The organism is Empedobacter tilapiae (assembly GCF_004785645.1).
Taxonomy (GTDB): domain Bacteria; phylum Bacteroidota; class Bacteroidia; order Flavobacteriales; family Weeksellaceae; genus Empedobacter; species Empedobacter tilapiae.
In genome coordinates, this window is the sequence record NZ_SRPE01000008.1 from 20,467 (window position 1) to 34,617 (window position 14,151).

Sequence of the window (14,151 nt, forward strand, 5' to 3'; positions counted from 1 at the left end):
AGGTTATTTTTAAATTAGCCAAAATTAACAATCAATCATGTTTAGTGAATATTTATTCCGAAAAGTTGATAATTCTCCACTTGTGATTTTCCGAATAATCTTTGGTTTATTAATTGTTGCAGAATGTTGGGGAGCCATTTTTACAGGTTGGGTACAAACAAATTTTGTTGAACCGCACATTACATTTTCGTTCATCGGATTCGAATGGACCAATGTTTTCTTGGGACAAAATATGATTTATTTGTACGTACTCATGGGAGTTTTAGGCTGGTTTATCGTGTTTGGTTTTGCTTACCGATTTTCTATTATCGTATTTTCGATTCTATGGTCGTTGACATATTTCATGCAAAAGACAAGCTACAACAACCATTATTATCTGTTTATGCTAGTTTCGTGGATGATGACAATAATTCCTGCGCATCATTTCTTTTCGATTGATAGTTTAATTTTTCCAAAAATAAAACGCCTAACGATGCGCAATTGGGTACCAACTTTATTCATTATTCAGTTGTTGATAGTATACACTTTTGCCGCTTTTGCGAAGATTTATCCAGATTGGTTTAACGGTGTTTTTTTACAAATGAAATTCCATGAATATGGCGATTTATTGACGATAAAATATAATCTTGTTGGTTTAGGAAAAGTTGTAAGTAGTTTAGAGTTTGCACAAGTTTTTGCTTGGGGCGGATTCTTTTTCGATTTATTGATTATTCCTGCAATGTTAATGGATAGAACACGTGGAACTGCCTTTAAATGTGCTATATTCTTCCATATTTTTAATTCTGCTGTTTTTGGAATAGGAATATTTCCTTTTTTTGCATTAGCAATGATGATTTTCTTTTTCGATCCCGCTAAAATACAGGAAGTTGTCTTTCCTAAAAAATCATTTATGATGGATCGTTCAGATGATGATAATTTATTGACAACACGTCGTGTAATGTTCTCCTATTTGATATTTTTCTATGTGATTTGGCAAATATATTTACCTGTTCGTCATTATTTTATTCCAGGAAATGTTTTTTGGACAGAGGAAGGTCATCGTATGGCTTGGCGAATGATGTTGCGTAACAAATCTGGTGAAATTGAAGTTTATGTTTCGAAACCAGATCCACAGAAAAAAGGCAAATTTTTGAAACGTGAAAAAGTAGATTTGACTAAATATTTAACCTTTAAACAAATGTCAAAAATGGCTGTTAGTCCGGATATGATGTGGCAATTTGCACGCTATGTAAAGTATGATTATGCGAAAAATGGTGTGAATGATGTCAAAGTTTTTGTGGATGCGAAAGTTTCTGTCAATGGCAGCGATTATTATCAATTTACAAATCCAAATTACAATTTAGCTTACACAACTTGGAGTTATTTTGGACATCAAAAATGGATTCAGCCAACACCAAAAGAGTTGAATTTATCTTATTTTGAATAAATTTATGTAACTTTATAGGACAACAATCAAAGAAATACAATTATGAAATATACATTATTCGCAATAGCTTTTTCGGCTTTATTATTTTCTTGTGGTAATAAGGAAGATAATGGAGTAAGTGCTTACAAAGGTTTGGATAAGCAAAAGCAAGAACAAAAAGATTTGGATAGTATTGGGAAAGAAGCGCAACAAACGTTTGATGATTTCAAATTGGCGCTGTCGATGAAAGATACTACAACAACTAATTTTATTGTAAAACAAATGTATGATATTCCGAATGCGACACAAAAAGAGCATATTTGGATTCGTGATGTATATTCGGATAACGATCAATTAAAAGGAATTGTTGACAACGTTCCGCAATACACAAAATTGATAAAACACAATGATACAATTGTGATAGATCCAACTAAATTATCGGATTGGATGTATTATAAAGGTGATAAAATGATTGGTGGATTTACAATAAAATATATGCGTAGTAAAATGACTGATGCGCAGAAAAAAGAGTTTGATAAACAATATAAAGTAAAATTTGAGGATTAATTTCTGCTCAAAAAATAATAAAATAAAAAAGGCAATCTAACGAAAGATTGCCTTTTAATTTTGAAATTATTTTTTTGTTGGATCAAAACCATAAACATAATTATTGAGAAGTCCGTTTGAACTTTCTAATTCAACTATATCCATTAATTCTTCGATATAATTTGTAACTCTTGTTCGATCTTCTGTATCTAAATCATATTTTTCAATCGCTTTTAAACTACTTTCAATTGCTTTAAGATAAAAATCGCTACTGGAATTTTTACTACTTTGAATAGATTCGAATGTTTTAGCAAGTTTATTTATTTCTTTTGTCAAATTAGATTGAATATTTTTATCCTCTAACCCAGGATAAAACAGAGATTCATCTTTATTAAACTTATCTTTTTGAGTAAATTCTGTAAACATTTTTTGAGAATCTTTGTTAATCTTTTTCTCTTGTGCACAAGAAAAAATACTTAAATTAAATAGTACAAAATATAGAATTGAAATTGTCTTCATATTATTTTCCTTAATCAATCAAAGACAATTGAATTTTACGTTTTTCTGTATCAATTCCAATTACAGTTACTTCAACTTGTTGACTTAAATGCACTTTTGAATTCACATCAGAAATAAATTCATTCGAAATTTTAGAAATATGAATTAAACCATTTTCTTTAATTCCAATATCTACAAAACAGCCAAAATTGGTGATATTATTAATAATTCCAGGAACTTTCATTCCCAATTGTAAATCTTCAAACTTGTTTAATCGTTGATCAAAACTAAAAACTTTGGCTGTAGAACGCGGATCTAAACCAGGTTTTTCCAATTCCTTTTTAATATCTTCCAAAGTCGGCAAACCTACTTTTTCGGTAATATATTTGGGCAAATCAAGTTGATTAATCAATTCTTTATTCTGAATTAAATCTTTCAAATCAACTTTCAAATCTTTGGCCATTTTCTCTACAAGTGCATACGATTCTGGGTGAACAGCAGAATTATCTAATGGATTTTTAGCATTCGGAATTCGTAAAAAAGCAGAAGCTTGTAAGAATGCTTTTTCGCCCAAACGAGGAACTTTTAATAACTCTTTTCTCGAATTAAACGCACCATTTTCGCTTCGATATTCTACAATGTTTTCAGCCATTTTTTCACCAATTCCAGCAACATAATTTAACAAATGTTTACTTGCCGTGTTCAGATTTACACCAACTTTGTTCACACAGAAAGAAACAACATCATCCAACTCATTTTTTAATAATGTTTGATCGACATCATGTTGATACTGACCAACTCCAATTGATTTTGGTTCGATTTTTACTAATTCTGCCAAAGGATCTTGTAGACGACGACCTATAGAAATAGCACCGCGAACAGTAACATCTTTATCTGGAAATTCGTCGCGTGCAATTTTAGAAGCCGAATAAACCGAAGCACCAGCTTCATTCACAACAAAAACTTTTAGCGGACGATCAAATGCAATGTTCTGAACCAAATTTTCTGTTTCGCGAGAAGCTGTTCCATTGCCAATCGAAATTGCATCTACATTATAAGCGTTGACAAGCGATTTTAATTTTTTGATAGCTTGCGTTTTTTCATTTTGTGGCGCATGCGGATAGATGTTTTCGTTGTGTAACAAATCACCTTGCTCATCTAAAACTACAACTTTACAACCTGATTTGTAACCTGGATCTATTGCCAAAATTCTTTTTTCTCCCAAAGGAGGAGCTAAAAGCAATTGATTTAAGTTTTTTGAAAAAACATTTATCGATGTTTCATCTGCTTTTTGTTTTACTTCTTTCAACACTTCATTCGAGATTGAAGGAGCTAAAAGTCGTTTGTAAGCATCTTTTATCGCTTCCTCAATAATCCACGAAACTTCTGGTTGAATAGATTTGATCAACGTATACTCCAAAAATTTGAAGGCTTCTTTTTTATCAATTGATATATTTACTTTTAAAAAACCTTCGTTTTCACCTCTTAAAATAGCCAATAGACGATGTGAAGCAATTTTTTTTAAAGGCTCTTCGTATTCAAAATAATTCGAATATTTGGTTGAATCTTCATCTTCTATTTTAGATTTTACAAGTTTACTTTCAATTAAAGCAGATTTTCTATAAATATCTCGTAAACGATGACGAACATACTCATTTTCATTAATCCATTCTGCAATAATATCTTGTACGCCCGCGAAAGCATCTTCGATACTTGTGACATCTTGATTTAAATATTTTATTGCTAAACTCTCTAAGTCAGGAATGTTATTTTGTTTCATTATGATTTTAGCCAAAGGTTCTAAACCTTTTTCTTTAGCAATTGCAGCACGTGTTTTTTTCTTCTTTTTATAAGGAAGATATAAATCTTCTAATTGAATTGAATCAAAACTTTTCTGAATACGTTGTTGTAATTCATTTGTTAGTAGATTTTGTTCTTCTAAGGTTTTTAATATAAATTCCTTTCGAGAAACAATTTCTTCATATTGAGATTGGAGCTTTTTGATAGTAGAAATTTGAACTTCATCTAAATTTCCAGTCAACTCTTTTCTATATCTTGCAATAAAGGGTATTGTATTATCGTCGTTTAAACAATTTATGGTATTGTTAATTGATTTTTCTGAAATAGAATTTATATGTTGGTGAATGTATTGAATCAAATTCATGTTAAATGTTTGGACTTGCAAATTACTATTTTTAATAAATATAAAAAAGAGTAACATTTATTTATATAGGTCGTATTTTATAAAAGGAATTAATCACTAATTGTTCGAAGTTTTCAGTAAAAAAGTAAGAGTCTTGTTTTAAATAAAAAAAAAAAATAAAAATTTTCTAAAAAGTTTTGGAGTTTATTAAATTATTTCTAAATTTGACCTCAGGTAGTAGAGAGTAAGATTGATTTTTTTTAATGTTAAATTTATGCTTACTAGTGTAAGTTTTTTTTAAAAATCAATTGGGTTTAAGCTGAGGAGCTTAAACCCGTTTTTTTTATACAAGTTTCTTATCTTTGAGCAAATATATCTACAGAATGGCTCGTATAAAATTAGATTTTTCAGACAAATTTTTATTTTCAACAATAATACCAGTACGCATAACTGATCTCAATTATGGAAATCATTTGGCAAACGATAAAGTATTATCCATTATACATGAAGCACGAATTCAGTTTTTTCAACATTATGGTTATTCAGAATTAGATTTTGCAGGTGTAAGTGTGATTATGGGAGATGTTGCGATTGAGTATAAAAATCAAGCTTTTTATGGCGATGAATTGTTGATTGAGATTGGTGTGCAAGATTTCTCTCGTGTTAGTTTTGATATTATTTATAAAATTTCTACAGAAGATAAATTAATTGCAAAAGCAAAAACAGGAATTGTAACCTTCGATTATCAGCAAAATAAAGTGGTTGAGGTTCCTCAAAAGATAAAAGATCTTTTCGAAGTTGTATAATCTTATAAATTAATTACGCTAATCATTTAAGTCTTTGTAAATTTGCACCGAGTTATGAAGATTTTACCATATAAAAATTTATTTGTCGGAGTTACCGACACATTGCAACAAATTTTCTTCGAAGGAAAATATGCAGATAAAGAAGTTGAGCGAACATTGAAATCGAACAAGCAATGGGGAGCGCGTGATCGTGCTTTTATTGCGGAAACGGTTTATGATTTAGTTCGTTGGAAACGTTTGGTTGAAGGTGCAATGAGCCGTCCGCTTTCTCCTGATACAATTTGGGAGTTTGTTGGAACTTGGTTTGCTTTAGATCCAGAACAAACGTTACCAAAATGGGAAGAATTTCAAAAAATCTATCCAAAAGAAGTCTTGAAAAGACATCACAATTCGTCTAAAAATGTTGCGGTTGCAGAATCGTATCCAGATTGGATGTTCGAGTTAGGAGAGAAGTCTTTGGGAAATCGTTGGTTAGATGAAGTGCATGCAATGAACTCGCAAGCGCCAACAGTTTTACGTGTAAATTCATTGAAAACGGATCGTAAAACTTTACAAAAAGCGTTGAAAGAGCGTAGAATAAAAACGAAAGTTTTATCGAAATATCAAGATGCTTTAGAGCTTGAAGAGAAAACAAATATTTTTCGTACAGATGAATTTCAGAATGGTTGGTTCGAAGTTCAAGATGCAGGATCGCAATTGATCGCGCCATATTTACGTGTTCAACCAGGAATGCGTGTGGTAGATGCGTGTGCTGGTGCAGGAGGAAAAACATTGCATTTAGCCGCTTTGATGGAAAACAAAGGACAAATTATTGCAATGGATTTGTACGATTGGAAATTAAAAGAATTGAAACGTCGAGCAAAACGTAACAATGTGCAAAATGTACAAACAAAGGTGATTGAAGTAAAAACAATCAAGCGTATGGAGAATTCTGCTGATCGCTTGTTGATTGATGCGCCTTGTTCTGGAATGGGAGTTTTGAAACGTAATCCTGATGCAAAATGGAAATTAAGACCAGAATTTATTGACGAAATTTTAGCAACGCAAGAAAAAATCTTAGCTGATTATTCTAAGATTATTAAAGTTGGTGGAATGATGGTTTATGCAACTTGTTCTATTTTACCACAAGAAAATGAGCAACAAGTTGAGAAATTCTTGAAAAATCATCCAAATTATAAAATGGTTTCAGATAAAATGCATTATCCATCTCAAACTAATTATGATGGATTCTACATGGCTTTGATCGAAAGAATTTCTTAAGCTAATAATTATATAAGATACAAAACCTCGAATTTATTCGAGGTTTTTTCTTAAATATAAATATGAAATCCAAGTATAATTAATAACTCATCATTTATAACTCCTAATTAATCCTAAACCTCACTCGTCTATTCTCAAAATTTTTCCAATCAATACAATTTGTGGCAGGATCACATTCTTTGTGTTTCAAATCCGAAAAGCCTTTGGCAGAAATTGAAAATCGATTTTTATTCAGACCTTTTTCTGCCAAATAATTCAAAACCGCATTTGCTCTTCGTTGTGATAAATCGAAATTGTAAGATTCTGTTCCAACTGCATCTGTATGACCTTCGATGATAAAATGATGTGATGGATTTCGTTTCATAATTGCAACAACTTCATTCAATTTTGGATAATCAATAGCTCTGATTACTGCTTTATCAAAATCGAATTCGACTGTTTCCATCAAATAATTGGAATAATCTTGAACATAATTTCCGATCTTTTTATCATTTAAATTGCTTTCTGGACAACCATTTCCAAAACGATCTCCTTTTGTATAAGGACACTCATCTTCAACATCCATTACTCCATCGTTATCTGTATCATAATCATTGTTGAAGTTTTCTAAATTTCCTTTCTGGATCAATAAATTATAAGGTGTTGAAATGTTAAATTCAGTTCCAATTTTTTCAATTTCTTTTCGATATCGTCCATCTTTTTTGCACATTTCACCGCAACGTTCTTCATCTTTTAAGAGATAATCGATCTTTTGTTTTGCCCAATAAAACTTAATAGCTTCTGTAAATTCACTCTGATTTGGTTGTTTAATCTCAAAATTTTGAGTGAAATTTTGGTTCGATTGATTGCCAATAATTTCAATCTTTTTTGGATAACGACGATTACAATCACGCGAAACAAAATTGACTGAATTTTGAGCTAAATACGTATTAAAATTCTTCGGAAATGTTTCGTTAAGGTTGATTTGTGACGATTGAACTTTGAGATGATAAATAGAAGAATTCAAAACAGCTTGCTGAAATAGAAGAATTTTTTGATGCAATTCTTTTAATTCATTTATTGTAATAGGAAGCGTTCCTGTTGCCAAACTAATAAAATTCATCGCTTGATAATCCAATTCTTTTCCAATTCCTAAAGTTATAAATTGTGTATCTTTTGCATAATTTCGAAGAGAATTATAAACATTTTCATTCAAATTCATTGCTCCATCAGAAATAATTGCAATTACTCGTTTATAATTTTTATCAAAAGGATTTTTCTGAATTTGTTCTATTGCTTCATCTAATAATTTCTCTCCATTTCCTTTCAAAGAGTTAATCTTTTCTAAAGCTAAATTGATGTTTTCTTTGGTTGGAAATTGAGAAGAATTAAAAAATAATTCATTTTTCGTCGAATAAACCAACACATTAAATTTATCTGTTCCGTTTAGATTTGGAAGAAGTTGATGCATCAATTTTTTGGTGGTTTCAATTGGTTGATTCATCATCGAACCAGAAGCATCCAAAACGAACAAAAATTCTCGTGGAGCATTGTATTTAGAAGAATTATTTGCAGGTTCAATTGTTCCTAATATATAATCACAACCATTTTCGGTAAATGTTTCAATTCCTGTTTGTAGCTCATTTTTTGTATAAGAATATTGAATAGTAGGAATCTTTTTATATGAAGTTTCTGAAACATAATTTTTATCGTTTTCCTTTGAAAACTTTAAATCAGAAACAATTTTATCAATTGGGAAATTTCCAGAAAGATGAATGGTTGAATTTATATTTTTTGGAAAACCATTCAATTGATTGTTCCAACGATGAATTTGCGTAAAAGATTCTGTTCGTTTCACGATAAGTTCTGGAAATGAAACTTGGTAATTCAAACTATTTTCTTCAACAATTTTCGAAATTTTTAGTTGAATTTTAATTATTGCATTCGCAGGAATTCCTCCTAAATCTAATTGTAAAACTTGATTGTTTTGTTGATTTTTAAAAATTGTTGAAGCATCAATGTTTTTTAACTCTTTTCGAATATCTACGATCGATTTGGATTGAATTTCGAAAACTTTATCATTAACAAAAGCTTTTAATTCGTACACATTTTGCGAAGGTTGATAAGGATAAATAAATTTAGCTGAAATTTCTTCAGAAGAATTGTTTTGAAAAGTAAAATTATGACCCAAATTTCCCAATAAATGATGAAAATTATAATTGTTTTCGAGAGTAATAGCCTCAATTTTTTCAAAATCTTCCTCGTTTTTAAGTTCCAAATACGGAAAAGTTTGTTGTGCTGAACAAAACGTATTCAGAATGAAAAGTAAAATTAAAAAATATAGATTTTTCGTAATCAATTTATTGGTTTATAGATTTACAATGTAAAGATAATGAAAGAATTGATGTGTTTTCTATCATTAGTTATTGTAAAGTTTAATGTATATTTAATAAATTATCAAATCAAAAATTAATTATTGAATCATATCTAAGAAAGATTGGTTTAATAATTGCATAATTCAGATTTAACAAAAAAGTTAAGTAAATTTGCACTTTATTTTACATAAAAGATGAATTTTAATTTCACAGAAGTTGAAAGAGTAGAAAGTATTTCTGCAAAAGATTTTCAGAAATATTACGTTAAACCTCAAAAACCAGTTGTAGTAGAGCGAATTACAGAGGATTGGCCTGCGTATGAAAAGTGGAATTTTGAGTATATAAAACAAGTTGCAGGAGACAAAATTGTCCCTTTATATAATAATGATCCGGTTGATTATACAAAGAAAGTAAATGAACCAATTGCAAAGATGAAAATGACTGAATATGTAGATTTACTTCAAAATAAACCTACAGATTTACGAATTTTTCTATATAATTTAATGAGTCAAGTTCCTCAGTTGCAAAAGGATTATAAGATGCCTGATTTAGGATTAAATCTTTTTAAATCGATGCCAATGTTATTTTTTGGAGGAGAAGGATCTAATGTTTTTATGCATTATGATATTGATTTAGCTAACATTTTACATTTTCATTTCGCAGGAGAAAAACGATGTATTATTGTTCCTCCAGAGGATACAAAATATATGTACAAAATTCCTCATTCAGTAATTTGTCGAGAAGATATTGATTTTGATAATCCTGATTTTGAAAAATGGCCAGCTTTGAAAAATATTAATCCCATGGTTGCTGATTTGAAACATGGAGAAATGCTTTACATGCCAGAAGGTTGGTGGCATTATATGAAATACCTGACTCCAGGATTTTCCATGAGTTTACGATCATTAGCACATAAACCAAAAAATTTATCAGAAGCGATTTATAACATTTTTTTGATGCGTACTTATGATAATATTATGCGTAAAATAAAAGGACAAGCGTGGATTGTAGAAAAAAATGAACGAGCTATTACAAAAACAAATAAATTAATTACACGTTAAAAATATTATTTATAGAAAAAAAATCTAAATTAAGGAATGTCTTATGAAAGATATTCCTTTTTTATTATACTGTTCTAAAAACTTATAAATCAATAAATATTAAATTTTCATCTTATGAAATTTCGAAAGATATTTGCAGGATATTTTTCTGAATTTTAAGTAAAATGATTATAAAAAAAGGAAATTTTTGGGCATTATTACCCTTGATTATTTTTATACTTGTCTATTTCTCGGCATCTATTTATTTAAATGACTTTTACTCAGTTCCAGCATTGGTTGTATTCATGTTGGCGTTGGTAATAGCATTTGTTCAGTTTCCGAAAGTATCTTTTCATACAAAAGCAGAAGCTTTTTGTAAGAATGCAGGTGAAGAAACAATTATGTTGATGATTTTAATTTTTCTTCTAGCTGGCGCTTTCGGAAGCTTAGGTTCTACAATTGGAGCAGTAGAATCAACAGTTAATTTATTTTTGAATTATCTTCCAGCATCTTTTATTGTTGCAGGATTCTTTTTGTTATCATGTTTTATTTCAACAGCCTTAGGAACTTCAGTTGGTACAATTGTAACAGTAGCACCAATTGCGGTGCAAATGGATAAAATGATTCCAGGTTCTATGCCTATTTTATTAGGAGCAGTAGTTGGTGGAGCCATGTTTGGGGACAATTTATCGTTTATTTCTGACACAACAATTGCTGCAACTCGTACGCAAGAAGTAAGCATGAAATCTAAATTTCAAACTAATTTTAGAATAGTAGTTCCAGCAGCTATTGTTTCGACAATTATATATTTTTCGCTTTCTCAACATTTTGACACAAGCAATTTCCAAGGAAAACAGTTAGATTTTGATTTGATTTTAATCTTACCTTATTTATTAGTTTTTGGACTTGCAATGTCAGGAATTAATGTGATTTGGGCTTTGATTGTAGGAATTCTATCATTTTTTGGAATTGGCTTGTTTTATTCTGGCATTCCATTATTAGATTTAGTTTCTTCAATTAATGAAGGTTTCAAAGGTATGTTTGAGTTGAGTATTATTTGTTTAATAATTGGAGGAATCGTTGGAATTATTCGCTTAAATGGTGGTTTAGATTTTATTATTTATCATTTAACTAAAAATATCAAAACAAAACGTCAAGCTGAGATGAGTATTGCATCACTTACAGCTTTGGCGAATGCTTGTTTGGCAAATAACACGATTACAATTTTGATTTGTGGTAAAATTGCAAAAGATATTTCTGATCATCACGATTTAGAAGGCAGACGTGTGGCGAGTATTTTGGATACAGTTTCGTGTTTTGTACAAGGAATCTTACCTTATGGAGCACAAGTTTTGGCTGCTGTTGCTGCTGCAAATACAATTTCAAGTGCAACAAGGGTTTCTTCGGTTGATGTGTTATCTAACTTATACTATCCATTTTTAACTGGAATTTGTACGCTTATTTTTATCTTATTTTTTCAACCAAAATCATTCAAAAAATAGATTGATGTAGGATAATCATTCGTCGGATATTATTTTATAACTTTGTAGACTGAAATTTTTTAAGATGAAAAGAGTTGTCGTAGGACTTTCTGGAGGAGTAGATTCAAGTGTTACAGCCTATTTGCTAAAAGAGCAAGGTTATGATGTGATCGGATTATTTATGCGTAATTGGAACGATGCATCGGTAACGTTGGAAGATGAATGCCCATGGATAGAAGATAGTGCAGACGCTTTGTTGGTAGCTAAAAAATTAGATATTCCTTTTCAGGTAATTGATATGTCTGATTCGTACAAAGAACGTATTGTAGATTATATGTTCAATGAATACGAGCAAGGAAGAACACCAAATCCTGATGTGTTGTGTAACCGAGAAATCAAGTTCGATTTGTTTTTGAAAACAGCTTTAGAGCTTGGTGCAGATTACGTAGCAACAGGACATTATGCACGAAAAACTTCTACAATTGATGAAAATGGAAAAGAGATTTTTCAATTGTTAAAAGGTAATGATAACAATAAAGATCAATCTTATTTCTTGTGTCAATTGTCGCAAGATCAATTAAGCAAAGCATTATTCCCAATTGGAGATATAGAAAAACCAGAAGTAAGAAGAATTGCGCAAGAGCAAGGCTTAGTTACAGCGAATAAGAAAGATTCGCAAGGTTTATGTTTTATTGGTAAAGTTAGTTTACCCGAATTTTTGCAGCAACAATTAAAACCAAAAGAAGGTGTAATTGTCGAAATAACCAAAGATTGGAAAGGGTATAAAAGAGAAATTCCAACTTTTGCAAATAAATACGAAGCATTAGATTTCGAAGCAAAAGGTTTCTCATACAAACAAGAAGACGGAGAAATTGTAGGTAACCATCAAGGTGCACATTATTTCACTCGTGGTCAACGTAAAGGATTAGGAGTTGGAGGAAAAGTAGAACCTTTGTTTATTATTGATACAGATGTAGAAACAAATGTTATTTACACAGGTCAAGGTGCTGATCACCCAGGTTTATTGAAGAAAGCCTTATTTATAAAAGAAGAGGAAGTACATTGGGTTCGCGAAGATTTAACTTTAAAAGCGGGCGAAACAATGGAAGTGACGGCACGTATTCGTTACCGTCAACCTTTGCAAAAAGCAATTTTACACAAAGCCGAAAACGGAATGTATGTAGAATTTGAGAATCCTCAATCTGCGATTACAGAAGGTCAATTCTGTGCTTGGTATGTTGATGACGAACTTTTAGGTTCTGGTGTTATTAATAATTAGAATTATAAATTTGATTATATTCTTAAACGCTCAAGATTTTCTTGAGCGTTTTTTGTACATTTATTTAAGAAATAAATAATTATGGGTGAGATTCGACTAAAGCATACAGAACTGAAGCATTATGAAGGTTTATTAAATTATACTTTATCAGACGAACAGAAAACTTTTACAGCATTGCCTGTCGAAACTTTCGAGCGGCTGAAAGAAAGAACAGATAATTATGCAAAACCAATTACAATTTTATTAAATGATAAACCAATAGGCTTTTTTGTGTTAGATTATGGAGATGATAAATTAGAATTGACAAAGAATGAAAATTCGTTATTAGTTCGTTCATTGTCAGTTAATCCAATTTATCAAGGAAAAGGTTATGGAAAAATAGCAATGAAATTGGTTGATAACTTTGTAAGAGATAATTTCCCTACGATTGATGAATTGGTTTTAGCTGTTAATTTCAAAAATAAATCTGCTTACGATTTATATTTAAAAGTTGGTTATATTGATGATGGATCTCAACGCGAATGGTATAATGGATCTCAACATCTGTTAAAGAAAAAACTTTAAATTGTTACAGTTTTTCTTTTCCCCAAGCTAAAACCTGAACACCTTCTGAATAATGAATTAAATTTGGATTAGATTTAAGTTTTAAGTTATTTATTTGATAATCAATATTCAAAAAATCTAATTCAACTTGATTAATTTTCCAAGGTAAATGCTGAATTTCATAACGAAATAAGAAGTTATTTTCATTTAAATAAAGACAATAACGTTCTGTTAAAAATAAATCTAAATCAGTTTTATGCTTCATTTTCATTCCAACATGAAAATCTGCTAAAAAAGAGAAATTTCGTTGTGGATGATTAGCTTGATAAGAATTTTCGGTTCTACTAATAATCGATTTTTCGTAAGGTAAACCTGATAATGATTTTGCGATAATTGCAGATAATAATTTTCCTGCTTCAATTGATAAAAAATAAACACCTGGTTTTCCATCTTTTGTTACATAAGTTCTCAAATTAATTTCATCGAAGTCGGAAATAGGAGATAAAGGAGGTAAGAAACGAGGTCGAATTTTTTCCATTGTAAAAGCAACAAGTGAAATCCAAGCAGAACCATTTATTTCATCTATTTCTAAATTTTTTGGAACTAATTCTCTTAGAATACTAACATCAATTTTGTAATGAAAGAATAATGCTTTATTCCATTCTTGGTAATACTTCCATCGTTTTGTTGGATAATTCCAACTACGATGTTTTGTTTCTTCTAAAATTTGTTTGATAGTATATTTCACTTAAAACCTTGTTAAACTTCTGGTTGAAGATACTAAATCTATTGTGAA

Annotated in this window: 12 protein-coding genes; 8 read left to right on the forward strand and 4 right to left on the reverse strand. The window is 30.2% G+C overall.

Annotated features, from left to right (window positions below):
• The first annotated feature begins 37 nt into the window (after window positions 1–37).
• Both E4J94_RS11800 and E4J94_RS11805 read left to right on the forward strand, forming a co-directional pair.
• Complete coding sequence (locus E4J94_RS11800; protein WP_135836008.1) at window positions 38–1,426, forward strand: HTTM domain-containing protein; 1,389 nt, start codon at window positions 38–40, stop codon at window positions 1,424–1,426.
• Window positions 1,427–1,468: 42 nt separating this feature from the next.
• Complete coding sequence (locus E4J94_RS11805; protein ID WP_135836009.1) at window positions 1,469–1,972, forward strand: DUF2314 domain-containing protein; 504 nt, start codon at window positions 1,469–1,471, stop codon at window positions 1,970–1,972.
• Window positions 1,973–2,038: 66 nt separating this feature from the next.
• On the opposite strand, the gene E4J94_RS11810 is transcribed toward E4J94_RS11805, so the two are convergent.
• Complete coding sequence (locus E4J94_RS11810; RefSeq protein ID WP_135836010.1) at window positions 2,039–2,470, reverse strand: DUF4844 domain-containing protein; 432 nt, start codon at window positions 2,468–2,470, stop codon at window positions 2,039–2,041.
• 10 nt (window positions 2,471–2,480) lie between these two features.
• Entirely contained in the window at window positions 2,481–4,613 is a 2,133-nt protein-coding gene (locus E4J94_RS11815; RefSeq protein ID WP_135836011.1) for a Tex family protein, read from the reverse strand.
• A 362-nt stretch (window positions 4,614–4,975) separates the two neighbouring features.
• On the opposite strand from E4J94_RS11815, the gene E4J94_RS11820 reads away from it, so the two are divergent.
• A complete protein-coding gene (locus E4J94_RS11820; protein ID WP_135836012.1) occupies window positions 4,976–5,398 on the forward strand; it encodes an acyl-CoA thioesterase in 423 nt (140 codons plus the stop codon).
• Window positions 5,399–5,452: 54 nt separating this feature from the next.
• The gene (locus tag E4J94_RS11825) at window positions 5,453–6,658 is read left to right on the forward strand and encodes an RsmB/NOP family class I SAM-dependent RNA methyltransferase (protein WP_135836013.1); all 1,206 of its coding nucleotides are present in this window, start codon (window positions 5,453–5,455) and stop codon (window positions 6,656–6,658) included.
• A 103-nt stretch (window positions 6,659–6,761) separates the two neighbouring features.
• Here the strand turns inward: E4J94_RS11825 and E4J94_RS11830 are convergent, their stop codons facing one another.
• Window positions 6,762–8,915 (reverse strand): OmpA family protein, encoded by a 2,154-nt coding sequence (locus E4J94_RS11830; protein ID WP_168801868.1) that lies wholly within the window; start codon window positions 8,913–8,915, stop codon window positions 6,762–6,764.
• A gap of 291 nt (window positions 8,916–9,206) precedes the next feature.
• Here E4J94_RS11830 and E4J94_RS11835 point away from each other — a divergent pair, with 291 nt between their 5' ends.
• The 4 genes from E4J94_RS11835 (at window position 9,207) to E4J94_RS11850 (ending at window position 13,376) form a co-directional block, all read left to right on the forward strand.
• The gene (locus E4J94_RS11835; RefSeq protein WP_135836015.1) at window positions 9,207–10,073 is read left to right on the forward strand and encodes a cupin-like domain-containing protein; all 867 of its coding nucleotides are present in this window, start codon (window positions 9,207–9,209) and stop codon (window positions 10,071–10,073) included.
• A gap of 164 nt (window positions 10,074–10,237) precedes the next feature.
• Window positions 10,238–11,554, forward strand: coding sequence for a Na+/H+ antiporter NhaC family protein (locus tag E4J94_RS11840; RefSeq protein ID WP_135836016.1), 1,317 nt, complete (start codon window positions 10,238–10,240; stop codon window positions 11,552–11,554).
• Between the two features lie 64 nt (window positions 11,555–11,618).
• Window positions 11,619–12,812 (forward strand): tRNA 2-thiouridine(34) synthase MnmA, encoded by a 1,194-nt coding sequence (gene mnmA / locus E4J94_RS11845; RefSeq protein ID WP_135836017.1) that lies wholly within the window; start codon window positions 11,619–11,621, stop codon window positions 12,810–12,812.
• An 81-nt stretch (window positions 12,813–12,893) separates the two neighbouring features.
• Window positions 12,894–13,376 carry a GNAT family N-acetyltransferase gene (locus E4J94_RS11850; protein ID WP_135836018.1) on the forward strand — a complete coding sequence of 161 codons (483 nt, stop codon included), beginning with the start codon at window positions 12,894–12,896 and terminating at the stop codon, window positions 13,374–13,376.
• A 4-nt stretch (window positions 13,377–13,380) separates the two neighbouring features.
• Here E4J94_RS11850 and E4J94_RS11855 read toward each other — a convergent pair whose 3' ends face one another.
• Window positions 13,381–14,103 (reverse strand): YqjF family protein, encoded by a 723-nt coding sequence (locus tag E4J94_RS11855; protein ID WP_135836019.1) that lies wholly within the window; start codon window positions 14,101–14,103, stop codon window positions 13,381–13,383.
• Window positions 14,104–14,151: the final 48 nt, after the last annotated feature.

Coding starts and splice junctions, on each gene's coding strand:
- E4J94_RS11800 (WP_135836008.1), top strand. CDS start 38: ATGTTTAGTGAATATTTATTCCGAAAAGTTGATAATTCTCCACTTGTG.
- E4J94_RS11805 (WP_135836009.1), top strand. CDS start 1,469: ATGAAATATACATTATTCGCAATAGCTTTTTCGGCTTTATTATTTTCT.
- E4J94_RS11810 (WP_135836010.1), bottom strand. CDS start 2,470: ATGAAGACAATTTCAATTCTATATTTTGTACTATTTAATTTAAGTATT.
- E4J94_RS11815 (WP_135836011.1), bottom strand. CDS start 4,613: ATGAATTTGATTCAATACATTCACCAACATATAAATTCTATTTCAGAA.
- E4J94_RS11820 (WP_135836012.1), top strand. CDS start 4,976: ATGGCTCGTATAAAATTAGATTTTTCAGACAAATTTTTATTTTCAACA.
- E4J94_RS11825 (WP_135836013.1), top strand. CDS start 5,453: ATGAAGATTTTACCATATAAAAATTTATTTGTCGGAGTTACCGACACA.
- E4J94_RS11835 (WP_135836015.1), top strand. CDS start 9,207: ATGAATTTTAATTTCACAGAAGTTGAAAGAGTAGAAAGTATTTCTGCA.
- E4J94_RS11840 (WP_135836016.1), top strand. CDS start 10,238: ATGATTATAAAAAAAGGAAATTTTTGGGCATTATTACCCTTGATTATT.
- mnmA (WP_135836017.1), top strand. CDS start 11,619: ATGAAAAGAGTTGTCGTAGGACTTTCTGGAGGAGTAGATTCAAGTGTT.
- E4J94_RS11850 (WP_135836018.1), top strand. CDS start 12,894: ATGGGTGAGATTCGACTAAAGCATACAGAACTGAAGCATTATGAAGGT.